This is a genomic window from Pseudomonas serbiensis (assembly GCF_030580745.1).
Classification (GTDB): domain Bacteria; phylum Pseudomonadota; class Gammaproteobacteria; order Pseudomonadales; family Pseudomonadaceae; genus Aquipseudomonas; species Aquipseudomonas serbiensis.
Map to the genome: position 1 here is coordinate 1 of NZ_JAUQOO010000017.1, position 23,103 is coordinate 23,103.

The 23,103-nt window shown below is 52.1% G+C and carries 19 protein-coding genes; 11 read left to right on the forward strand and 8 right to left on the reverse strand.

Going from position 1 to position 23,103, the window contains the following annotated elements; all coding sequences use genetic code 11:
- From Q6A51_RS19905 to drt4, 5 genes are all read left to right on the forward strand, one after another.
- On the forward strand, nucleotides 1-247 hold a 247-nt coding region (locus Q6A51_RS19905; RefSeq protein ID WP_304575548.1), incomplete at its 5' end, for a hypothetical protein.
- On the forward strand, nucleotides 234-872 hold the full coding sequence (locus Q6A51_RS19910; protein ID WP_304575549.1) for a hypothetical protein: 639 nt from the start codon (nucleotides 234-236) through the stop codon (nucleotides 870-872). The genes Q6A51_RS19905 and Q6A51_RS19910, both read left to right, overlap by 14 nt.
- Nucleotides 859-1,458, forward strand: coding sequence for a hypothetical protein (locus Q6A51_RS19915; protein WP_304575550.1), 600 nt, complete (start codon nucleotides 859-861; stop codon nucleotides 1,456-1,458). The genes Q6A51_RS19910 and Q6A51_RS19915 overlap by 14 nt, the downstream gene beginning before the upstream one ends.
- On the forward strand, nucleotides 1,455-2,900 hold the full coding sequence (locus Q6A51_RS19920) for a site-specific integrase (RefSeq protein ID WP_304575551.1): 1,446 nt from the start codon (nucleotides 1,455-1,457) through the stop codon (nucleotides 2,898-2,900). Before Q6A51_RS19915 ends, Q6A51_RS19920 begins: the two co-directional genes overlap by 4 nt.
- Before the next feature lie 633 nt (nucleotides 2,901-3,533).
- Entirely contained in the window at nucleotides 3,534-5,180 is a 1,647-nt protein-coding gene (gene drt4, locus Q6A51_RS19925; RefSeq protein WP_304575552.1) for an antiviral reverse transcriptase Drt4, read from the forward strand.
- Between the two features lie 165 nt (nucleotides 5,181-5,345).
- Here the strand turns inward: drt4 and hrpB are convergent, their stop codons facing one another.
- Entirely contained in the window at nucleotides 5,346-7,871 is a 2,526-nt protein-coding gene (hrpB, locus tag Q6A51_RS19930; RefSeq protein WP_304575553.1) for an ATP-dependent helicase HrpB, read from the reverse strand.
- A 390-nt stretch (nucleotides 7,872-8,261) separates the two neighbouring features.
- Here hrpB and Q6A51_RS19935 point away from each other — a divergent pair, with 390 nt between their 5' ends.
- Nucleotides 8,262-9,812 carry a TIGR04141 family sporadically distributed protein gene (locus tag Q6A51_RS19935; RefSeq protein ID WP_304575555.1) on the forward strand — a complete coding sequence of 517 codons (1,551 nt, stop codon included), beginning with the start codon at nucleotides 8,262-8,264 and terminating at the stop codon, nucleotides 9,810-9,812.
- Nucleotides 9,813-10,288: 476 nt separating this feature from the next.
- Nucleotides 10,289-10,690: a hypothetical protein gene (locus tag Q6A51_RS19940; protein WP_304575556.1), complete on the forward strand. Its 402-nt coding sequence runs from the start codon at nucleotides 10,289-10,291 to the stop codon at nucleotides 10,688-10,690.
- A gap of 120 nt (nucleotides 10,691-10,810) precedes the next feature.
- Here Q6A51_RS19940 and Q6A51_RS19945 read toward each other — a convergent pair whose 3' ends face one another.
- From Q6A51_RS19945 to Q6A51_RS19955, 3 genes are all read right to left on the reverse strand, one after another.
- Nucleotides 10,811-11,449, reverse strand: a complete 639-nt coding sequence (locus tag Q6A51_RS19945) for an HAD family hydrolase (protein WP_005734523.1) — start codon at nucleotides 11,447-11,449, stop codon at nucleotides 10,811-10,813.
- A gap of 64 nt (nucleotides 11,450-11,513) precedes the next feature.
- Nucleotides 11,514-11,807: a hypothetical protein gene (locus Q6A51_RS19950; protein WP_304575611.1), complete on the reverse strand. Its 294-nt coding sequence runs from the start codon at nucleotides 11,805-11,807 to the stop codon at nucleotides 11,514-11,516.
- A gap of 6 nt (nucleotides 11,808-11,813) precedes the next feature.
- Nucleotides 11,814-12,542 (reverse strand): metallophosphoesterase, encoded by a 729-nt coding sequence (locus tag Q6A51_RS19955; RefSeq protein ID WP_005734520.1) that lies wholly within the window; start codon nucleotides 12,540-12,542, stop codon nucleotides 11,814-11,816.
- Nucleotides 12,543-13,160: 618 nt separating this feature from the next.
- On the opposite strand from Q6A51_RS19955, the gene Q6A51_RS19960 reads away from it, so the two are divergent.
- Nucleotides 13,161-13,619 carry a helix-turn-helix domain-containing protein gene (locus Q6A51_RS19960; protein WP_005734517.1) on the forward strand — a complete coding sequence of 153 codons (459 nt, stop codon included), beginning with the start codon at nucleotides 13,161-13,163 and terminating at the stop codon, nucleotides 13,617-13,619.
- A gap of 91 nt (nucleotides 13,620-13,710) precedes the next feature.
- Entirely contained in the window at nucleotides 13,711-13,908 is a 198-nt protein-coding gene (locus Q6A51_RS19965; RefSeq protein ID WP_304575557.1) for a DUF7740 domain-containing protein, read from the forward strand.
- 259 nt (nucleotides 13,909-14,167) lie between these two features.
- On the opposite strand, the gene Q6A51_RS19970 is transcribed toward Q6A51_RS19965, so the two are convergent.
- Nucleotides 14,168-14,548, reverse strand: a complete 381-nt coding sequence (locus Q6A51_RS19970; protein ID WP_304575558.1) for a hypothetical protein — start codon at nucleotides 14,546-14,548, stop codon at nucleotides 14,168-14,170.
- Between the two features lie 198 nt (nucleotides 14,549-14,746).
- Here Q6A51_RS19970 and Q6A51_RS19975 point away from each other — a divergent pair, with 198 nt between their 5' ends.
- A complete protein-coding gene (locus tag Q6A51_RS19975; RefSeq protein WP_005734513.1) occupies nucleotides 14,747-15,562 on the forward strand; it encodes a cytidine/deoxycytidylate deaminase family protein in 816 nt (271 codons plus the stop codon).
- 256 nt (nucleotides 15,563-15,818) lie between these two features.
- Here the strand turns inward: Q6A51_RS19975 and Q6A51_RS19980 are convergent, their stop codons facing one another.
- Nucleotides 15,819-18,671, reverse strand: coding sequence for a UvrD-helicase domain-containing protein (locus tag Q6A51_RS19980; protein ID WP_304575559.1), 2,853 nt, complete (start codon nucleotides 18,669-18,671; stop codon nucleotides 15,819-15,821).
- Nucleotides 18,672-18,893: 222 nt separating this feature from the next.
- Here Q6A51_RS19980 and Q6A51_RS19985 point away from each other — a divergent pair, with 222 nt between their 5' ends.
- Nucleotides 18,894-19,115 (forward strand): type II toxin-antitoxin system CcdA family antitoxin, encoded by a 222-nt coding sequence (locus Q6A51_RS19985; protein ID WP_005734511.1) that lies wholly within the window; start codon nucleotides 18,894-18,896, stop codon nucleotides 19,113-19,115.
- A gap of 285 nt (nucleotides 19,116-19,400) precedes the next feature.
- Here Q6A51_RS19985 and Q6A51_RS19990 read toward each other — a convergent pair whose 3' ends face one another.
- Both Q6A51_RS19990 and Q6A51_RS19995 read right to left on the reverse strand, forming a co-directional pair.
- Nucleotides 19,401-22,019 (reverse strand): DEAD/DEAH box helicase, encoded by a 2,619-nt coding sequence (locus Q6A51_RS19990; RefSeq protein WP_304575560.1) that lies wholly within the window; start codon nucleotides 22,017-22,019, stop codon nucleotides 19,401-19,403.
- Entirely contained in the window at nucleotides 22,016-23,062 is a 1,047-nt protein-coding gene (locus Q6A51_RS19995) for a HamA C-terminal domain-containing protein (protein WP_304575561.1), read from the reverse strand. The genes Q6A51_RS19990 and Q6A51_RS19995 overlap by 4 nt, the downstream gene beginning before the upstream one ends.
- Nucleotides 23,063-23,103: the final 41 nt, after the last annotated feature.

Consider the following 23,103-nt stretch of genomic DNA (forward strand, 5'->3'; position numbering starts at 1 on the left):
GCTTGATGCGTCTTTAATCGGAACACTGCTGCTAAGCTTATCCACAATTGCTGGGACAGAAATCAGCAATCCGTCCTGGGTCAATTTTCAATCGGCAGGGTGGGTCAGTTTTCAATCAGCGCCAACAGTTGACCGATCTCCCAGCCAAAGGGAGCTTGGACAAAAGTCGGCAATGGTTGAAGTTTTGGCTGCGCAAAAGCAGTCGAGGAATGATGGGGCGGCGCAAAAGCATCATGCGCCCCATTGAGCCTGTGGCTGCAGAGATGATTGGCAATCTCGAAGCGTATCATCAGACGCTTCTTGAGACTGGTTTCACCGATGAAGACCTGCCGCTGTTTTCGTCTCCCACGTTGACTGCAAAGGGCACGATCAGCTCCGGAGTGTCCGTCTACCTGAGAAATCTTGATCTGTTCTGCGACTACTTTGAGACGGCCCTCTGTGACGGCAAACGCTACTACCTGCGCCAACACCAACTCCGTCGGTTCTTCGCCATGTTGTTCTTTCACTGCGCCCAGGATGGCGATGAGTCGACAATCCGATGGATGCTGGGGCACGTTGACCTGGAGCACCTGTGGCACTACATCAACGAAAATATTGATGGCACGATTATGGCCGGCGCCAAGGCGCACCACCTCGCACACCAGATCTATACAAAAGGCGAAGAGGGTTACACAGACCTCATGGATCTCATCAATGAAACCTACGGCACGCAGACCTATGTCAAAGGTGATGCGGCGAAGCTGGAAGAGCGCATCGAGCAGTTGGTGAACAACGGCTTGGTCGATGCTGAACCTGAGTTCATTTTGCAACCAGGTGGCACCAAATTGAGAATCGTGACGACAGTCCGGAGAAATATTCATGAACAGGACTGAGAAATACAGGGCCGAGGGCCAGGCCGCAATCAATTCACTCAGGGAATTCTTGTATTACGTTATTTCCAATCCGGGCGAATTCAACGCCCGTGCAGACCTTGTTAAGGCCCTTGGGAGCCAAGGGGGCATGGTGTCGCTCAATGACCAGATCGACACTGAAAAGGGATCGATCAAGCTCGTTCCAATGTCACTCAACACTGCTAAAAAACATGCATCTACTTGTCTACCTCAGGGCTTTGTAACGCTTGAAAAGCTTCGAGCTGAAGCCCTTTCAACACTGTCAGCCTGGGCTGCCGCTCCTGCAAAGAAATTGACCAAAGAGGGTTTGAAGAGACAAAAAACAACCCTTGAATGTGAAGTTGAATCGCTGATAAATTCAAACTTTGTCCTTTTGCAGTGCATCTCAATAGCCATGAGTGCTCTCGAATCTGTTCGAACAGAACGGGATGGGCAACAACGAGAAAAGATAATTCTTGATACGAGTGCAACATTGAAAGCAGCACTCAGCATAAACAAGCCACCTTTTAACTCCCCCGTATCAGACACTAACGTGACCCCAATCGGGAAAGGGAAGGCAAAGAAGTGAGCGCAGACCTGATTAAGACTCGAAGAGTTGTCAAAAACGTTACGCTCTTCAGCCATTACTCCCTGAACCGTCTTGCCGTCAAGGAAGCTGATAATCTCACATTTCTCTACTGGCCCAACGGTAGGCCCTGTCATCTCGCTAATCTATACATGATTTCGCTACGAAATCGCGTCAGCATGGGCCGCAGAAGTGGACTGGCACGGCGAGGTAAAGGAGGCGGCACGATAGGTGGATATGCACACAAAATAAATAGATTACTGAAATTTGCTTTTGATCTGGGAATTGATCTGACTGATTTGAATGACGGTCTGTTTAGCGACTTCATAGAAGATCTTAGATTGGAAAAAAGCAAAAGATATACCTCTGAACTCGCCAGAAACGAAAACACTCTTCACGACATAGGCAGCGCGTGCCTCTATTTTCTTGAATTTATAGGCTCCCTATTTGAAAATGACAGATTCGTCGCAAAAAATGGGATTATCAAAGCCTACCAAGAAAAAGTGAAAAATCCCGCAGGGTACGACACATTTGTCTGGAGACATCATTCTTTCAGTTCTGGCGAGGCAGGTGAGAAACGTAAACCTATAGATCAGCGCACAGTAAAAGATTTACGTGAAACAGCAAACAAACTTCCAACATCCGACCATATTGCCGCGCGAACGCAACTTATACTGTCGATGCTTGAGAACCTAGGGTGCCGTAGAACTGAATTAGCGGAAGTATTAGTAGAAAGCGTTCTAGAAGCCATGGCAATGAAATTTCCCAGCTTGAAAATGATCACACTCAAGCGAGGAAAGCCGCATGTCAGAACAGTGCCCGTCACTCGCATGCTCTTGAATGAAGTATATAACTATATTGAGCTGTATAGGATAGAGATCATTGACAGGTGTCTAAAGGGGAAAGATCACGGCTTTCTTCTGGTTGCCGAGACCACTGGACAGCCCTACAGCCCGGATAGCATCACCAATGAAATTCGTTTACTTAGGAAAAAGGCCAATATAAGCGAGCCGGCCACTGCTCACCTGTTCAGACACGCCTTCATTACAAATCTATTTGTGCTAATGATCGAGAGGCACCGTTTCAAAGATGAGGGTAGTTTCAAGAACCAATTCATCAGCGACACGTTCTTCAAACATCAAATCCTTCAATTGACGGGGCAAAAGACTCTCGCGGCATTAGATACCTATATTAATATAGCCTTCGCACGTGTCAATAACTACACCGCATCCGTATCTGCTGCTGATCTGTTGAGAATCCATCAACAATTCGATGATTATTTTGATCGCCTGCTCTCAGACTACACCGATGGTCGAATGTCGAAAGAAAATTTCTACAGCGCATTGGCTAAGCTCAGATCCGCACGCGACTCCGACTACGAGGGCGCCGAACAACTGGAGATCCGGTTCAGAGATGGCACCTCCGGCACGCTATTCCCAGAGTAGTAGCGTGCCCCACCATCCCCATTGAACTCACGCCCTCACCCAGCCTAAAAGCATATGGGGGCCTTTCTTAAGAGGGCCTTCCTAAGGTCAGAAGCTGCCTGAACAGAACCTTCTGCGGCGACCTGAATGGCATGGTAAGCGCCTCGGAGCGTGGTCATATCAGCATGGTTTTCAGCACGTCAAAAACGCGCGCCTATCTTAGCGTTCGGCCACTTTGCCCGAATGGCTACATTAGCCTCGACCACCCGGTCGAATCGCCCTTGCATGATGGCTGCCTGCTGCTGCGCGCCGTGGATCAGGAGCGCCCTAGCATGGGCAGCGTCCGCCTCGGTGTCCTGTCTAACAGCATAGAGGCTTAACTGGGACGAAAAGTGTTGAAACTCGTGAGCCACTGTGTGGCTGCCTGACACCAACCGTATGACCGCTTCATCAAACGGATCAATCGCCTGCGATGGCACCTCTGCGATGGACTTCCTCAGCAACACCCTATCGGAGTACAGGTCGACAACTCGGCAAGCTTGAGCGACCATCTCAACGCTGCGCACGGTTGTTTTTTAATTTTCTGCCAATTACTAAGTCTTGGCGCACCCTTCGCACTACTTGCCGAGCATGCATCCTAGGAGTCATAATTCCTTGAAAGAATTCACTAATCCGGTATCAAACATTGCCGTATTTCACGATGAGGAAAGACATTTCCTAGAAGCCCTGACGCGCTGGAATTACTTTCCAAACCAAAAGGACTCCGCAACCGAATTACCCCCATGTTTCTCAACAAGTAGATACACGCCAGAAATCGCTGATGAACTAGCAACCATAAACCTAAGTCAAGAACGCAAAAAATATTGGTTCGACCTTGTGGAATACAAGGCCACGCGATTCAACAATGTTCCTCGGGTGCTCAGCCTAGTACACCCCCTCGCGTACGCCAGAGTATATTCAAACCTGAAAAAAAATAGAGTAGAAATACTCAAATCTATGAAAGATGATAACAGCATCATCACTGCCGAACAGCACAATGATGGTCGCATGTTCATCATGAATTATGAAGACTATGAAACCAAAACCAAAAACGCCTTGGAAATTAGTTTTGGTGCGAGCTTTCGAGCTCATGCTGACGTGGCCAATTGCTTTGGCTCCATCTACACGCATTCTCTAGAATGGGCTGTTCAAGGTTATGAAAAAGCCAAAGAGCGGCTGCAAGAACGTGGAGAAAAGCACTGGAGTTCGTCCCTCGACATAACGCTGCGCAACGCTAAGCGCAACGAGACTTCCGGCCTACCTGTAGGCCCTAGCTCCTCAAGCATTGCGGTGGAAATAGTTCTGGCTGCGGTAGACAGGGAGCTTGCAGGAAAATTTCGCTTTGTGCGTTACATAGACGATTATACGGCCTATTGCGAGACGCACATTCAGGCTCAAGAATTCATTCGTGCTTTGAGTATCGCCCTATCTCGATATCGTTTAACACTAAATCTCAGCAAAACAAAAATAACCGAGCTACCGGAACCACTGGCGGACTCTTGGGTTACCAAATTAGCTAACGCCATCCCGTGGAGAACAGACTCCAGTGGCGCCTTGATCCTCTTCACTCATGAGGCAATCAACTTCCTTGACTATGCCGTATATTTGAACAGGGAGGTGCCTGATGGCAGCGTATTGAAGCTAGCGGCAGGCTTAATTTGTCACAGAGCTCAGGGCGATACAGCCGCCACAGTATTTCAATACATTCTCAGCCTAAGCTGGCACTATCCAATACTCCTGCCTCTTCTTGAAAAGATTGACGCCACTTCGGATTACTACGAAAAAGAGGCCATCATTGCAAAACTCAATGAAATCCTTAAGACCAATGCTATCCACCGCCGTTCGGACGGTATGTGCTGGGCGCTATATTACCTGAATCAGCTAAGCTCTTACCCAACCGATGAAAACGTTGAATTGGTTATTCAGACGAGTGATGCAACATCGATTGCTCTGCTTAGCATCTTCAACCGCGCTACAGATGCTGTTGTTGCGCATGCCCGCCAGGTGATTGAAAACTGCACCATGTACGAGCTTGATCAAAATTGGATTCTTCTCTATCAGCTTTTCTTACAGGAAAAGATTGAGAACCCTTACGTGGACGATCCTACATTCGAAATCCTGAAAAAGCATGACGTTCAGTTCATCAACCCACCTAAGAAAGCCTCCAAGGCTGAAGACTACTGCTTCTACTATTCGAACCCATTTAGAGAAGAAAATGAATCGCCGGTAGGGTTCCAGGATTACCTAGACGGGAAGTATTGACCAGCCGCTTGCCCAGGCGGGGTACACCTGTGGTGCCCCTTCTGGCCTGAAGAGCCCATTACCCTAAAATCCTGCCTGATGTGAGCGTGAGGATGGAAGTCCGACAGGGCAAAGACGCGAGGACGGCTTGGTTCACGACAGCCGTCCGGCAGGCACGCCCTATCCTCAAGACTTTCTAGGCTTCGCTCTCGCAGTCGCTTCAGCAACCAATGGATCTTCAGGCCAATGGTGTTTTGGGTACCGGCCCTTAAGATCCTTCTTCACTTCCAAGTAGGTGCTACGCCAGAAATTTGCGAGATCCTGGGTGACCTGTACTGGCCTACGGGCCGGCGACAAGAGATGCAGAACCAGCGGCTGCTTGCCCTGGGCTATACTAGGGGTTTCTGCCAACCCAAACAGCTCCTGCAGCCGCACAGCGAGAATTGGCGGATGCTGCGAGTAGTCGATACGGATATTCGATCCGGACGGCACCTGGATCGACTGAGGCGCCTGGGTCTCTAATTCTTGCGGAAGCGGCCAAGGCAGCAGGTTTCTGACTATCGACGACAAATCCAACTGGCTGAAGTGGCTGAGCCTCGTGACTTTACCCAAGTACGGCGTGAGCCACTCTTCCAGCGTGTCGAGGAGGTTGGCATCGCTGAGATCAGGCCACTTGCTTTCAGCCTGGCCATTCTGGATATCCAGCTGACGCAATAGGTCAACCCGCGCCTGCCACTGCCGCAGCTCAGGGTTCCAGGGCAGGAGTTCGATGCCCTTGCGCCTCACCAAATTGACCAAGGCCAGCGAACGGGCTTGCTCATCAAGACTCGGCAGGGCGGCAGTAGACAGTATGAGCTGCCCTACCTTGAGCTGCCGTTCAGCCTTAAGCACTCCCTCCCTTTCGTCCCATTCGACCTCGTCGACAGACCTCACTAGGTCAGCCAACTCATCATCGAACAGTGCCGGATTGAGGTCACTCGCCAGGTAGATCCGCTCCTCACGCTGTCCTAGCCGACTACCAAGGTCGGCTATCACCAGCCACTCGTGCTTGGTGAGAGCATCAGGCTCTGAGAACACGGCAGCCCTACCGTTGGAGAGACGGTACTCAGAGGCACTTGCACGCCTCTGAAGGCCAATTCGGTCAGGGTAGGCGAACGCCAGCAGGCATCCTACCCACCGTTGGTGATCAGGCTCGCTGACAGTGCACGAGGCCTTCCCACGCAGCAGGGATCGGTACTGCCGAGCAGACTGCTTCACCCGCTGGAAGGAACCACCACCACTACGACGTGAATGTTGCTCGCCTGACAAGGCACTCAGCCTGGCGTGAAGGTCGGCACCTGCTCCACGTAGGATGTCCTTCTCACCCAAGAGCGCCGCAATGTTGCACGCCAGGTCATCCAGTCCCATCACGTTGCCTTTGATGAGCATGTGAGCGATCCTTGGATGCGCTGGAAGCTCGCTCATGGAAGATCCGTGCGGTGTGAGCTGTCCAGCATCGTCGAGTGCGCCCAGACGCTTCAGCAGGTCTCTGGCTTGGCCAAAAGGAGCTAATGGAGGTTGGTCGAGCCACGTCATCTCTTCCGGCTTCATTCCCCACCGGGCCAACTGGAGTGCCAGAGCTGCGAGATCTGCCTGCAGGATCTCTGGAGTGCTGTAGCTGGCCATTTGCCCGTGCTGCGACTCCGACCACAGGCGATAGCAGACGCCTGGCTCCAAGCGCCCTGCTCGCCCCGCACGCTGGGTAGCGCTGGCCTTCGAGATTCGCTGCGTGTCGAGTCGGGTCATGCCACTGCGAGGATCAAACTTCGGCACTCGTTCGAGACCGCTGTCCACTACCACCCTGACGCCTTCGATGGTCAAGCTGGTCTCGGCGATGTTAGTGGCCAGAACGATCTTCCGGGAGCCCTTAGGTGCCGGGTCTATCGCAGCACGCTGTGCGTTCAGGTCGAGGTCACCGTACAGCGGGCATACGATCACATCTAGCCGGCTGCTAAGTTGCTCCTTGAGGTCTTCTGCCACCCGCCGAATCTCCGCCTGCCCAGGAAGGAAAACCAGAACGCTTCCCGACTGTTCGTTGATGGCGGTCAAGCAGGTGTCTGTGACTCGCGCATCGATTCGCTCACCCGGCTGATAGGGGCTACCCCAAACCGTCGAGACCGGATACATCCGCCCTTCACTGGTGATCACTGGCGCATCATTCAGCACCTTTGAAAGGCGAGCACCTTCCAGCGTTGCGGACATCAGGAGCAGCTTCAGGGGAGGCTCATCACGCAGTAGTTCACGGCCACTCAGGCACAGTGCCAGTGCAAGGTCAGAGTCGAGATTTCGAAGGTGGTATTCATCGAAGATAACCACACCCACGCCATCGAGCGCAGGATCATCTTGGAGCCGGCGAGCCAGGATACCTTCGGTGACCACTTCGATCTGGGTTCGCGGGCCTACTTTGCTTTCAAGGCGAATGCGGTAGCCGACTGTCTCACCAACTTTCTCACCCAGCTCACTCGCCAAACGCTCAGCAGCCGCCCGAGCAGCCAGCCGTCTAGGTTCAAGCATCAAAATCTTTTGGTCACCAAGCCAGGGCTCATTCAGCAGCGCCGACGGCACCCGAGTGGTCTTACCCGCACCTGGTGGCGCTTCAAGGATCACTTCGTTGCGATTGGCCAACGCCTCTCGTAAGTCTGGTAATACGAGGTCAATAGGTAGAGAAATCATTGAGGCTCCCAAATCAGGGAGGCAGTATACGACGGGCTCTGCGGAGAGGTGATTCCGTTCAAAGGCCATAACGGGAAGGATGGGATTTTTGACAAGAAAGTGATGATTTTCGTGTAATCGGCAATGCCCCCTAAACTTGGACGGGCTTGACTGAAATGGCGTTGGAATACCTGACCTCAGATCCCGGCTCTAAAAAATTCGCAAAATGACTAGGCCCTCTCCATGCTTCGTTTTCCGGAAGAGTGGTCAAGGGAACGGCTGCGCCACCTTAATCAATGCAATACCGCCCCCCCACGCCCCCCCCCGCATATACTTTCGAGCAGTCGGCGCCTTGACGGGCTTGATGGAGGATGTCAATTTAACATCAAATCGATCGTCAAGGAGTGACGCGTGAAGATCACTATCAACGTGTTCTTGCTCAAGGAAGGCCGGGCAGTCCAGGACGCTCTCTCTGACGAGGTCAATCTGCAGCCGATCGCGTTTGAGCTCAATGGCGTCGACTGCCTGTTCTATCATCAGACGAACCCGTCCCACCCCAAATGGACTCAGCTCTTCAGAGATGTTGAGGAAGTCGTCGCTCTCGATCTGACTGGCAGATCGCTCAAGGCGCTACTCGTCATGGCTGTAAAGGGCCGTGTGTTCTGCTTCACCTTTGGCCATGCCCGGCACCTGATTGACTCGCTGGCGATAGAGCGCTATTTCGGCCTGCGTACTGCCCTCAGCCTGACAGATCCCCTGCTGATCAAGTCTGTCGAGAAGTCAAACATCGACCGCATTCCCCTTCGCTCAAAGTCCCAGTCATCCAAGTATCTGTCGATTGCGGAGTTTGATTTCAAGTTCGACTCGGAGATTCTGAAATCGCTGACCGGGATCGTCGAAAACGACCAGGACGATAGTGAGTACGTCAGCGGATCGGATTCGTTGGCTTTGCATTCGGATGTGCGGTTGGAGGAATTCCCGGAGATCGCGCTACGACTGTTGACGGCCTACGAGGATGAGCGCTGCAAGGAGAAGTATCCGTGGATGGATTACATCGTGCCGGTACGCGACTCAGCGCTCATCGGAGAGTTGGACGGACTCCTTGTTGAGGCCATCAACGCCGAGCAGTATGACCGAGTCCGTACGGCATCTCCTGAGCTACTCGGCAATGACATCAGCGGCTTTGGCTATGTGAAGCACGGTGCTCGATCGCGCCATGGCCCAGCACTGGCGTTTGACCTTGATCTGCGCCAAGCCCTGCTGGCCAAACACATCCTAGGCACGGTCACCCACCCCTTGCTCCTATCAGAGCGCATTTATCTCTACGGCGCCGAAGAGCAGCGCATAGCCATGTGGTCGCTTTACAACTGCCTGGAAGCCGAGATTGAACATGAAGAAAAGATCTACCTGCTGAGCGAGGGTGATTGGTATCAGATTGACCGAGACTACACCGAACAGGTCAACCGTTTCTTTGAGGCTGCGACTCGCTGCGACCTCCAATTCCCTCCGTACAACGCCGACAATGAAGGGCATTACCTGAGGCGCATTGCTGACAATGAGAATTTTTACCTTCTCGACCAGAAGCTGGTGAGGCTGAACAACGCCTCCAACAAATTTGAATTTTGTGATCTGTTAACGCCAGAGCATCACATCATCCATGTAAAAAAATACTCCTCATCAAGCACGCTCAGCCATCTCTTTTCGCAAGCGTACGTGTCCGCTGAGGCGCTGATTAACACCCCTGATGTCACCGCTCAGGTGAATGCTTACCTTGCGGATCTCGGCGATTTCCAGTTCGTCTTCGACCCTGCTACCCAGCCACGGAACAAGATAGTCTTTGCCATCATGCAGCCAAACGACGTGCTGCACATGCCGTTCTTCTCCAAGGTCAATTTCAGGCAATTTGCCCAGAGGCTAGGTGCGATGGGCTACCAGGTAGAGGTATGCAAGATCGCGAACTGAGAACCTGCGAAGGTCGCCCCGCCCGCTGGACATCAGGACACCAATGCTGTTTAAGCGGGCGTTATCACCATGATCTCTCGGCGCCAACAAAGCTCTCAAGGGTCGCATTCAATGCCTTCGTGGCAGCACTAAAACCGTGCGAATTGTTCACATCTTGGTGGTGAGAAACGGCTATAGATGTCAACGCCAACCCAAAACTGACCCCTTTACTGCATTATTCACCAACTGAAATCTGACCCCCTCGGCCCTGCTTTTAAACGTTCTTCACCGCTCGCGCAGGGCCGGTAGCTGAGCTGGCCGGCATTCATCCGCGAACGATACAGCGCGTCGAAAATGCCAAATCGGCGAGCTTTGATACTCGCCGCGCGCTCGCCCGTGCTTTCGAGTTCGAGGACATCGACGCCTTCAATAAGCCATTTGCCATCCCGACCGCTGAAGAGATCCAGGCCGAGAAGGAACGTATTGAGCGCGACTACGTGACTGTACCTGCCCATCCCATTACAACGGGGTATAAGCTTGCCCAATTGGCCGAGGCCTCCACACTGGACGTAATCCAGCCTGGCTTCGAAATTAGCCGAGATGCTCATGAAATCTTCGCCGCGCTCACGGACTATTTCCACGAGTACCGCGACTGTGCGAGCGACTATTCAGCACGCGACAAGCTCGCGATCTACGACGAACTGCAGGAAATGGTCGACGACTTGCACGAGCACCAGGTAGCTGTGCTTTACGCCACTCGTGAAGTTTACTTGAGAACACGAGGCGAACAGCCAGGGTTGGAACCCATGAAAGCTCAGATTACCTACCTGATCGCCTTTGAGCGAGGAAAGGCACCAGAGCAGTTCTCAGTGCAGAAGAAACCTGACTTTTCGTTCTGACCTTCCGCGAGTGGAGATAGTCCCACAAAACGTGATGACCATGTTCGGAGTCTGGGGCTTTTCGCTAGCACCCTGTGCAGTTCGAGGGTCGTGCAGTGGAACGATACTGACCGATATCGCTCAGTGGCCGGTGGGCTGCAGAACCAGCTCTGCGAACTGAACAAGGTTCTCGATCGCTCCCCTTCCCCTAGCCAGGAGATGTCCGGAAATGCCAAGCGTGCGCGGCCCATCCCTATCGCAGCGGGGCGAGTCACCAATCATCAGTATCGATGGTGGCCCTGGCAGTACGTACCGATGGGCCTGAACACCCAACGAGTCGCACATGGCTTGGTAGATCAACGGTTCAGGCTTGATGGCGCCGACCTCATAGCTCAACGCGAAAGCGTCCGCAGCAGAGAGAAGCTGTTTCGCACCTGCGCCGTAGGCCGCCGAAAGGTTCGAGCAGATGCCGACACGAACACCGGCATCACGGAGCATCTCAACGGCTTCGAGTCCGTCAGCGAAGGGCACCAGTGATTCAAGCTCATCGACGAGTGCCGCCTGGATCACCTTCATACGCTCAGCTGAGATACATATACCCAACTGGTCAGCAGCCTCACCGATCGAGCAGTTCCAGGTCATCAGGGAGCGAAGGTCTTCAGCGCGAGGAGCACGCCCTTGGTGGGCACCATCACGTAAAAGCATTCGATAGGGATGCGTTCGATGCTTGATGTCGAGCAGCGTGCCGAACGCGTCAAAAATCACCGCAGACGGAAGCATGGTAGGCCCCACATGATGGATTCATCGACACACGGGCAGTGCGCTTGGCCCCCCAGGTAGCACCTCAGTCTCGATACTCCGACGCGACTACGTAGTGGTCATTGCCACAGATGCTTCTGAACATCTTGAACATGCCCTGCGAGCAGGCCAGCTTCAGGGGTGGTGTAACCACAGTGGAGCCGTTCTCAGCCCGCCCAGATCGATCATCAAATACCTGCGCCGCATATCTGTCACCGACCTTGGCAGCGTTGACTAGAAACGCGTCGATTAACACGCCCCAGTCGAGTTCACGGGCTTTGATCACGACCCAAGGCAACTCACCTTCTGAATTGGCACGTATTACATTTTCTCGCAGCATATTCACTCAAATCTCAATCAGCTTCCAAGGGTCAAATCCAGTGTCTTCTTGAGGGTAGCCTTTTGGGTTTGATACCAGGCGGCAGCCGCCCATCACGACATCGACTGCTAGATGCGTGTGTCCGAAGATCCACGCATCCGCCAGAGGCACCAATTCATGCCAAGCATTTGCATAGGCTGCGTTCAAATGCCCGTCGTGTTTGTAACCGATGACCTGAGGTATAGGGGCATGGTGGGTAACAACGATCGTTTTCCCACCGAACGGCCTGTTGAGCTCATCATCAAGCCAAGCTCGTGTCGCGCGATTCTTGGCGATCAAGTCGTCTGGCCTGATGCGTCTATACCCCTGTCCACAGCGGATCATTCGGAAGTCGTTCATCTCGTGCTTGGCTACGGATGAAGCCACCGCAAGATTTCCAGTCGAAGTGAAATCAGTCCAAGCTGTTGCGCAGAGAAAACGGACGCCATTGGCGATGAAGGTTTCACATTCAAGAATGTGCACATGGGGCGCCGCCTGGAGCCTCATTTTCTCAAGGGTACGATCGAGGTGCCCCGCGTAGAGCTCGTGATTTCCGAGGATGTGAATGACAGGACAGTTGAACATTTGGTTTGCCCACTCGACACCGCGATTTTTCGTGTGGATGTCTCCAGCGAGCACTACCAAGTCAGCTTCAACGTCGACGGGGGCGTATGGTTCAAACTCAAGATGGAGGTCTGACAGGACACGGATCTTCAATGGACGACCCTATCTACGTTGAATACCTGATCGCTGCTGGCCCAATCACATACGACGTACACGCTGCCAGTGAACGTCCGACACAACAGAAAACCTCGTGACTCACAGGCCATCAATATCGCTGACGTCCGGATCATCGCGCCGTCTCTGAATCGCGCCTTTGCATCTCCAAAAACAGTCCCCACTAGCACTGGCGGATAGAAACGAGCAGCACACAGATAGCCTGTAATCGTGATACCGAAGTCCAGCGCCTGAGCTGCCAAGACCTGTCGCGGCTCCCTCATAACCCCTCACCTTTCCGATTAAATTTTCCAGCCGTTTAGCGCTGCTTTGTGCTCTCGCCTGTAGATCTCATGCCAGTCAGCAGGGCTGACGTCGACACCGCGAGCAACTGAGGCGCGAGGATCTGGCGACCCTGGGGAGCACCCGAAACACGAATTAGGCCTATATTGAAATCCAGCCAAAACGGCTCGCTTGCCAGTGACGCTGCAGCACTTGAGCAGGCAGTCATGCGCTCAAAGGCTGCAGCCGACAAAACCAAATGCCCGAGCAGGAACAATATATACTGTCGATCCGGGCATAACAACGTGGCTTTATCCTCAGTTTTGGGGAAACGACATGGCTCTGCGCGATGGCCTGGGGGTGGCTCTCAGAGCAATCAGGTCAACTCATGCCTTGACTCAAACCGACCTGGGCGGTGCTGCTGGACGGTCGTACGTTCAGCTTCTCGAACAGGGACGATCTGATGTCACGCTCGGGAAGTTGGAGTCGATTGGGAAGGTTCTAGACATTGATCCACTAACGCTGCTGGTACTCAGCGCGTCTGTTGATAGAGATCAGCCCCTGTCATCGGTGATACTGCGGATCGAAGAAGAACTCGCTGCATTTCGTCACGCTGGCGGGCTGGAAAGCCTCGCTGATCAGGTCAATCTGGGGCCGGCTCAAGTACGTGTGGAGCAGCGCGAGTCTCGACGCGCCAGTGTCCAGGAATGCAAGGCTGCCGGCATGACTCAGCGTCAGACTGCTGAGAAATTGCAGCTGCCTAAATCGACGGTGGCTGATTTTTGGAATCAGTGAAAATACTTGGCAGAGGGGCGAATGGCACTGGCCTGCTCTCGCGTTTGCCCGGCACCAAACGACTCAACTCAAGTTTGCGATCAAGCTGATCATGACCCTTTCTGACGCCATCCTGGTATTGCTTTTAGCCGACCGCATCCATGGGTCTGATGCGGCCATTCGGCGTGCGGCCAAGAACGTGATCAAAAAGCTCCCAAAGAGCAAGCGCGACATCATTTTCCAGATTGTGGATACGAAAAGCCCGCGCCAGCTGATTCAGCACATCGCGGCGAACCTCAATGATTACTGAGCACAAGTACGCCACTCTGATGCTTCCGCTCACATAGCAATATGCGCTGGTCTTAGCGATAGGCGTATTCAAGGGTGATTCGTAAAATCTTAAGAATTAAGAAAATGGCACGACAGAGAGCACATGCACTGATTAGACTTCCTATCTAAAAAAATAACAAGTTGAGCATAAAGTTAAGCCACGGATCCATCCTCAAAATAGCGACACATACGAAATCTGAAGCACTAATATGCGCCTAGCCCACCCCCAAGCCTAGAAACTAAAGCACTTCGATAATATTGCAAACATCCAGAACATATTTTTCCACAGCTCGCTTTACGGCTTGTTCCGAATAGAGCCCGAACTCACCCACGAGCCTAAGAGCGGGTATATTTTGAAAATCCCCGACAAACAGCTTAAGCTCCAAATTAAGACCAATACGTGCGAGAATTAGCTTCGGGTAGTCATCACCTACATTACTCATATCATCAAACTCAACGTAAACCGCCCCCCTCTCATAATAGATTTCAACCTTGGGATATTTCTTTGAAAATAGCCTTAGCTCACTTCGGGACTTCATTATGGAGCGCACATCGTTTTGCATCGCAGTAACAACTTGATCCACGGCTGCTTGTGCTGCGCGATCGCTATTAGAGCTCATGAACACCCCCTAGAAAAATAACTGAAAACCCCATCCCAACCTTATTGCTTGAAATAATTATACGCAGCCGTAAAAATAAAATCAAAATAAACCAATCCGCAACCATTGACAGGCTGGACAAAACAAATCCTGCCCGGTAACTTATGCCTTCAAATCATAGCACAAAATAATCCTGCACACCTAAAAAAGGCTCTCCGAATGTATGAAGGTGCTTTTGGCGGACAGGCGATGAACGCCGCTATAGAACAGCTAAAAAAATGCACATCCTACCCCAAGGTAGGAGCGGTTATAGTTAAAAACGGAGAAGTGATATCCACAGGCTATAGGGGAGAGGTAAGTGGGAAACACGCGGAGCGAGTTGCAATAGAGAAGCTCCCCAACCCTGACCTTACTGGATCGACCATATACACAACGCTTGAGCCTTGCGTCGAGATGCATGGGCTTCAGCCTCATAAATCTTGCGCAGGGCTACTCAAGGACTTAAACGTAGAACACGTGGTAATAGGTGTTCTTGACCCCAATGGTAGGATTTATTGCCAAGGCTATGAGGAACTTATAAAGGCAGGTGTGAAGGTAACATTCTTCACTCCAGAGCTCAGAAACCAAGTTGAATCGAGCACATTTAAGTTCGACTGCAATATTGGATATGGCCCAACTGGAAAAAGACGAGTTGCAGTGGTTGGCAGCGGAAAAAAATTTAAAATTCACGCCTCAGAAAAAAGCCTAGACTCCGTATCTTTTCGGTGGAGCACGCTTCAGTACACACATGGAATTGTTGACCTAATTTCACAAAACGACTCAGTCACATGCGCAATAGGCGCTGAAAAATTCGAGGACATATCAGACCCTCTTGTCTTCAGAGAACCAGCTCATTATGCACGAATGAAACCGGGTGATATAGCCGTGCTATACCATCCAAATGTCCGGTTCATCACCTTAATAAAACTTTTAGAAGTAACAGAATTTGACATTACTTTTCAATGGCAGACAAGGAATCCTCCCAAACACCCCTAGGCGCTTAAAATTGCACAACCAACTAGACTTACAAGCCGATACCGAGTTCAACCAAACATATAAACCGGGCCAATAGCACACTACCCCAGACAGCGATTCAAACCCAAATCAAAAACTGGAGTTTTTCATCCCCTTGTCACACTCAACCTGCGCTCTTTGCACAGAGAGCACTATATCGAACGGTCTTGGCCAGAAAGCTCCACAGTGGTGACGATTATTCAAGGCGTATGTAATCAGCACACACAATTTGTCTAGCCTACACGCTATACCTGCGTTTAGAGAATCGACGGCCCGAGAAATAGGCCTTTTTGGCTGGTTTCTTCGTAGGCTTCGGTGGCTTGAAATCGCACTCTGGGAAGTTGTTGCAGGTAACGAATTTCCCATGCTTTCCGTCCTTGATGACGAGGTCACCCACTTTACAGCTGGGGCAGGGATAGAGTTTGACAGCAGCCCCGTGGATATCCTCGACCTCAAGAGCGCCTTCCTGCACCAGCTCCTTCAAGAACACCGACACCTGCTTGTCCACTGTGTACATCACCACCGTCCGCCTCGCACGCGTAAGGGCGACATAGAAGAGACGCCGCTCTTCTGCGAACAGGTATGAATCTCCCGCCGGCATCACCAGGCTCAGGACAGGGTCATCTGTCATCGTGCTTGGGAAGCTCCGACCACGCTTCATACTCACCATGGCGGGTAAAATCACGTAGTCGGCTTCGGTACCCTTGGATCGATGAACGCTCAAGAACGAGAGTTCAACAAGGCCTCGGCATTTCGCCTGCCAGTTCTCAGGAACGTAGCCCATCTCGTCGTTGTAACGCCCGAGGATGCATACCTTAATCAAGCGATCGCTCGCTTTCGGGATCGAACCATCCTTCAGGCCTGCAAGCAGACTATCAAGGAATGTGACGATGGCAGGCCCGATCTCTTTTTTAGCCTGCACCATCACGGCCCGAAGTACCGGGCCCACCGCAGGTGTTGCAGAGACAACAGTTTTGGTGAGCTGCACAGGATTTTTGCTGACAAACCGGCTGGAGACGTCGCACAGGTCTTGAGGGCATCTGAAGGTCTGCTGCAGCTTCAGCAACTGCCCGGAACCAAAAAACCTCTTGAAGTCCGTCATCATCGAGACATCAGACCCCGCGAACCTGTTGATCGATTGCCAATCATCGCCAACTGCAAAGAAATGGCGTCCTGGCTCACCTACCAATGCTCTACACAGCCGCGCTCGCGCCCTGGATGCGTCCTGGAACTCATCAGCCATGACCAGCCGGAACTTAGGCTTGCAGCGCCCCTGCTCAACGTGCTCAGCGGCCTGCACGAGCATGTCCTCGAAGTCCAGTCCACCAGCGCCTTTCAGGGCTACGTTCCAGGCGTCCATCACGGGCCAGAGGATATCCAGGAACATGTTGTAGCGATGCGTGAAGAGCCCTGACGACAGGCCGCCAACACGCGCCCGCAAATCTTCCTGGGTCAGGCAATTGCTTTTCACGTGAGCGATGAAGGTACGGATCAGCCCAATCAACTTCGTCTCCGACAGCGGCGGCTGACGGTCTGGAGGTATCGGGCGATCAGGGTTTGGATCGAGCTTGATCCCTCGGCTCGTAAGCTCACGTGTCAGGTGCTCAATCCACGTGTTCTCACGGATCTGGTGGGAGGTGGTCTCAATCAGGCGCGTGCCATGTTGACGATGCAGTTTTCGCTTCCAAACCGCATCTTCCAGATACCCCTCAAAGTGCTCTGGGGGCTTACCATTGCCATCCAAGGCAAAATGTTCGTGGTACAACCCAATTGCTGGGTAATAGAAGTCCGGGTGGTACTGGCTGTGGGTTGCGGTGGCGGTCTCATGTTCGTACGGGCGTTCGTAGACATACTCAACTCCGTTGTAGTGCAGCCAGTTGGCAATCATGCACTCTTCCAGGCTTTTGACCGGGTCGCCCAGCAGAGGGACGAGGCGGCCAGACTTGGCGCCGGTCTTTGGGGGCACTTTCATCGCCTTGAAGGTTGGAAGATCCCGACCGAACACGAGCCGAAACAGATCCCACTGACTGCGGAATGCAATAGAGCTGTCCTTCAATCCATCAACAAGCTCTCTCAGCTTCTCAAATGCCAGCTTTTCCTTGACCACCCAATCGGGAACACGTGGTTTCTTTCCGGTCGCGTAGCCAATGATGGCAAGGCCCAGCCTATGGAAGGTCTTCGCACGAACCTTGACTCCGTCCATTCCGAGGCGCTCGAACGATTGCTCCGCTCGCTCGGCCAGCTCTTTTGCTGCGTCCTTGTTGAACGCCAACATCACGATTTCTTTGGGTTGAAAAAAGCCACGGTCAATGGCGTAAGCAGCCTTCGCAACCATGGTGGAAGTCTTGCCAGACCCTGCGGAAGCCGCCACCTGAACACGGTTATCGAAGCAAATAACCGCCTCGGCCTGCTCGTCGTTCAACGCGCGCTTTTCCACGTTCGAGAGCAACTTGCTGGAGGCGACCCGCTCTCTCTCGGTATGCGCTTTGTTCTCCGTTACCCAGTGAGCTGTCCAGTCCTTTCGAAAGGCATCCAATGAACTCTTTACATCCACGTGCTGTAGATCCAAAGACTTTCTCAGGTATTCGTCTTCCAGCAGGGTGTCTAGCTCCTTCTCAGGCATCGGGAGCTCAGGCCTGACGGCCTGCAGTGCCATTTGCTGTTCATGGGTGACCCAACGTCTCTGGGCTCTGGAATCAGTCAGCAGGCGATCTACCTTGGCCAACCACGTCGTGACGAGCGCATAAGCAGCCCTGAAGCGCTCGACTCGCGCGAGCCTGAGCCGCTCGGCCTCCGCCAGCCGCTCTGCTACAAGACGCTGGTGATAATCCATCACGCACGTGATTTCTTCGTTGAGGCTCGCCACAGACGTATTAGGCAGGCCCCTCAAAATACCGTCCAGGAAAAACAGGCGGCCCCAGAGAACACCCCGGCGTACACTGATGCGGTCACCTCGATCGAGATCGATCTCAACCCTCTGATCGTTCACGTGCAATTCGAAACGCCCGTTTATCAAACGCAACGACCACGGCGGCGATCCGGTGAACAGGCGACCAAAAAACGATGGCCTCCATACATATTCCTTTGCCAAAAACGACCTCCCCGACGATGACGACGCGTGGACTAAAAGCTGCCCACTACCTTCCAAGGTAGGTATTCATACCCTAAACAGAGAACAATCCCAACGGCCAAGAAAGCGCTCCCGATCTAACTGAGCCAGGTGCCCATTGAGAAATATGAAGTCGTCGCCTTCCACGACGCAGGTTGCGAACTGGCAGGTAGACTGAGCTTTTGACTTCAAAGGAACGGGATGATGGCTGTGTCGAGGCGGGTTGGAGGGGATGATGACGATCGGGGCTCCAGCCATGCCAAGGACTGTCCGGACGCCCTGCCCTTGAAGGTTGATCCGCAAGAGCTTGATGGTGCGGGGCAGACACCCGAGCAGTGGCGGCAGGAAAACCGCCAGGCCATGAAGCGGTACAACGAGCGTGTACAGGAGCATGGGGCATTCAGCGATGGTGTGCGTTGCTTCTAGCCTGATCGCCCTCTGATACGGTCATAGGTGCGAACAAAGGTTTCTCAACTGTTGCCTAGCGGTAGCTATCTCGTTCGGCATGCCCTTGGCCGTGGATGTACCTAAACCTCACAAGGCCTTTCCAGTGCTTTTCCTCGTCGACTACCTTAATCACGAAGTGAAAGAGCAATCGCTGGTTGAATACACCGAATACCTCTGTGGAGTAGGCATTGCTTAGGCAAACTTCCAGACGGAAACTGTCAGCCATGGCTGCCAGCAGCTACGTGCGCATGGCGCGCCCCAAACTCAGGCCTCAATAGTTGCAATAGCAGCTTTTACTTTGTCTATCTCCGTCAAAATGACTGGACTCAGCTTGTGCGGCGACGGATCAAACTCTAATAGTTTCTCCCTTGCGCTAGAAATATTAAGATCACTATTAGGAAATACCTTTTGAAGTTCGGAAGCAGCAATCCGAGAAAGACCCAACTCCAAAAAAGCACGTCCGGTATTTGTGCTTACACCAAGCTCCAAGGCCAGCGCAAAGTCAAAAATCTCGGAGACCCGGTGAGCGAGACCATTATCATTAAACACATGAATCAATATATCATTATAAGCCTTACCCATCTGCACCAACTGAAAACGAACGACATCTTCGATGGTATCAAAAGCCTTTTTTATAACCTTACTAGGGTTAGCGTCAGCAATTTTTTTAACCTTGTAACTGCTATCAGCGCTCAGATTGAGTTTTTCCAAATTTTGCTTTTTAGTGACAAGGCGTTTTTCAGATGCGATTTCGTGGTTTAAAATGAATGGATAGGGCTTACCCTCCATCCACCTAACTGCAATACGAGAAACATAGCTCCCAAAGTTTTTATCAAAACCCTTTATGTATTTGAACAATATATTGAAAATATCTTTGTAATGACCAAAAGCCGCCTTACCAAGATCTGCTGGACTCTTGGGCACCACGCCATCCAATGTGCCATCATTTATTCGCTCGACAAGATACGCCATCAATCTGTCTAGAGCAAACAAATCTAGCGTCCAGTTCCCTTCGATTATTTTTTGAGGAAGGAGAAGCTCTTCGGAAGCTTTCTCTGCTGCCTTTTTAAGATCTAAAATATGAAGGTAATCCAACGATGGAGCAACCCGAATCAGGTAATCTCCAACCGCGCCCTGGCGAGCCTTACTTACAAGCATGCCAGCTGAGGCAGTGGCGTTGCGGGTGCGCTCATCACCTAGCTTGGAATCGAGTTTTCCCTCCTTTAGCACCGCTAGAACGTCCGGAGCGTTATCAGTAACAAATTCAGAAAGCGCAGATCGAATGGTAAACTTATAAAAAGTGTCCATTGGCTGGCTATTCCAGTCATCGTAGTCGATGAGAAACACGTTCCCAACGATGTCTTTTGCCATGCGCCCCGCTCGACCTGCAAAATTCCACAGCAGGGCAGGATCCAACATTACCTTTTCGCCGCGCCCCCTGGCCGGCGTATTTATAAATACGTTTCGGGCAGGCAGATTGATACCTTGGAATAAGGTTGTTGTACATACCAAAAACTTGATAGTACCAGCCCGAAACGCGGATTCAATGGCCTCACGAAGCAAAGCAGGCATTTGCCCATAGTGAAAGGCGACGCCCTTCTTCACCATTCCAATCAAGTGATAGTCACGGTGTATATGATCTTTAATAAACTCTGCCAGGTCACTGGCGCCAGCATCTTCTACATCATCCAAACCTAAAGCAATTGATCCGGCGATGCTTGCCGCCTCGGTAGGTGTTTTGGCATAAACCAGAGATCCACCGCCACTGCCCAATTCCAACGCAACAGCTGCTAGCTTGCTTTCAACCAAGTTAAGGCCAGTTTTACATGACATAGTGCCTATGTGCGAGTACCCATGAGCGCTGAGCAGCTTGAAGTCCAGTTGATTGAGAGACGGAGTCTTCGATACCACGATCCGGTTCTGCAGGACAGGAGAGACAGTGGTACTGACTTCAGGAATTCCAGGTATGCCTAGGCTTTCGAGTGCATCCGTAAACCCTTGAGCGCCCGGCGCGAGCAAAACGACATGGGTTTTACGGTCACGGACATAGCACTGCTCGATGCAATCCTGCAGGATCATTCCTCGTGCGCCATCTGATAGGTTCTGAGCCTCGTCGACGACCAAAAAATTTACCGGGGATGAGGTTATCGAAAGAAGAACTTTAAAACGCTCCTGAGTGAGCACAAAAATTTGCCGAGGCACGTTCTCAAAAGTTGGAATATCGGTGACTCGGATATTCACATCACTTGCAAGGCGCTCCTTGATTTTCAAATGAACTTCAGACAGCAGGGCTCGCGTTGGAGCGATGTAAACGAAAACAAATTGAGGAAGCGCCAACGCATCCCTACAAAGGTGTTCGATCACCAAGAACGACTTACCGGCAGAAGTTGGAGCGGAGATGGCCAAGGAGCGCCCCTCTTGGAGGGAGTCCCATACCTTCCGCTGATAGTCCGTCAAAGTAATAGCAGAACCAGCCACCTCGACAGTATTTAACTGCTCAACAATATTTCTTTGAATCATTCCGAGCAACGTTGAAGGCTTTGTAGAGTTGCGTTTCTCGGCATAACTTAAACTCGGAAAATTTCCGATCTCTGTCAATATCGTTGCGCACCGCTCCAGTACGGTCGACTCTTGCGAGATCAGCATGGCATTGAATGCAATGGTCTGAGCCAGACTTACATGCGATTCTACCCCTGACTGCGCGAATACTGATGCGCAATACAGCATCTTCCCGATCGCATTGTGATCGGGAGTTCCGAGCGGCTGTTTGACCGAGCCTGGGAGTGCGCTGGCAGCGCCGCATGCCTGGAGGTGACCTAGCGCATCTCTGAATTCCTGATTCTGGACAAACCTTGAGGCAAGCTCAGTTGCGAAAGTGCTCACGGGGCGCCCTCCTCAATTACCGAAGGGGGCGTGAGAGGAACGTCAGATTCTAACCCCGCCAGACCTATAGAATCATAAAATAGCTCTCTTAACTCATCGACATTAGGCACGGCAACCAAATAAACCATGCATTTATTCGCATCGACCTTCTTTACGTCTAGCTGATTAGTTAGGTTGGTATGGTGCCTGTTGAGATCCCCCCTATAAAGCTCACCGAAATGATCCTCATGTTTTGATAGTGGGCCATCATCGACCTCAAGCTTGTTCGCGAAGTGTTTGACCTCCGAATAGCACACTACCCCTACTGATCGCTCACGCTTGGGCGCATTTGGATTTCCGAACACATCCAGATAGTCCATCATCAGGGCTTTATCGGCAGGATCGAGCGCGTCGAGGTTTCCCAGGCTCGTAACTAGTCCGTACTCCTGCTCATATTGCCCCTCGTTTTTGAGAAAGCCCGAAACAGAATCGGCGTAGTCGGCTGTTCCACTGGCTGCGTTACCTGCAAGTTTGGATTCGAGGAAAAACACATTCAACTCACCGTCGGTCACCGAAGCATGAATACCGTCGAGCCCGTAGACCGGCATATTCGTGCTGGTTTTCAAGGCCATCTTGGCGATCAGTTGTGCGGCCTGTAGATGGTGAACGGCCACGCAGTAGGCCAGCACCTCCCCCACTTCACTAGCCCTTGATGGGTGGGCTTTGCGGAACTCAATGAATGCATTCCTAACCGCACGACTGAGCTCTTGTGCAGCTGACACATCCCCGTTTTCCGCTGAAGCTATCCGGGCCTGATACTCATCTCGTCGTCGACGGCTCAACGCATAGTTCGCCGCCTGGTTGCCAAGGAAATTGGCGAACGCCTGGACACTGGGGAGATCTTCCTTGAAGCGGACATGCAAAAGCGCGATCCGGGGAGCCTTATGGGGCGGCACGGTTGCCAAGTCCACCGAGCACTTAACAAAACGATCCAGAGGTGATTTATCCAGTAGCTTCTGGATAACACTACTAAGCGACGGTGGACTACCTGCAGATGATGACACTGATCCGATCCCTGGTTTGGCCTACGGCATAGGCTGGCACT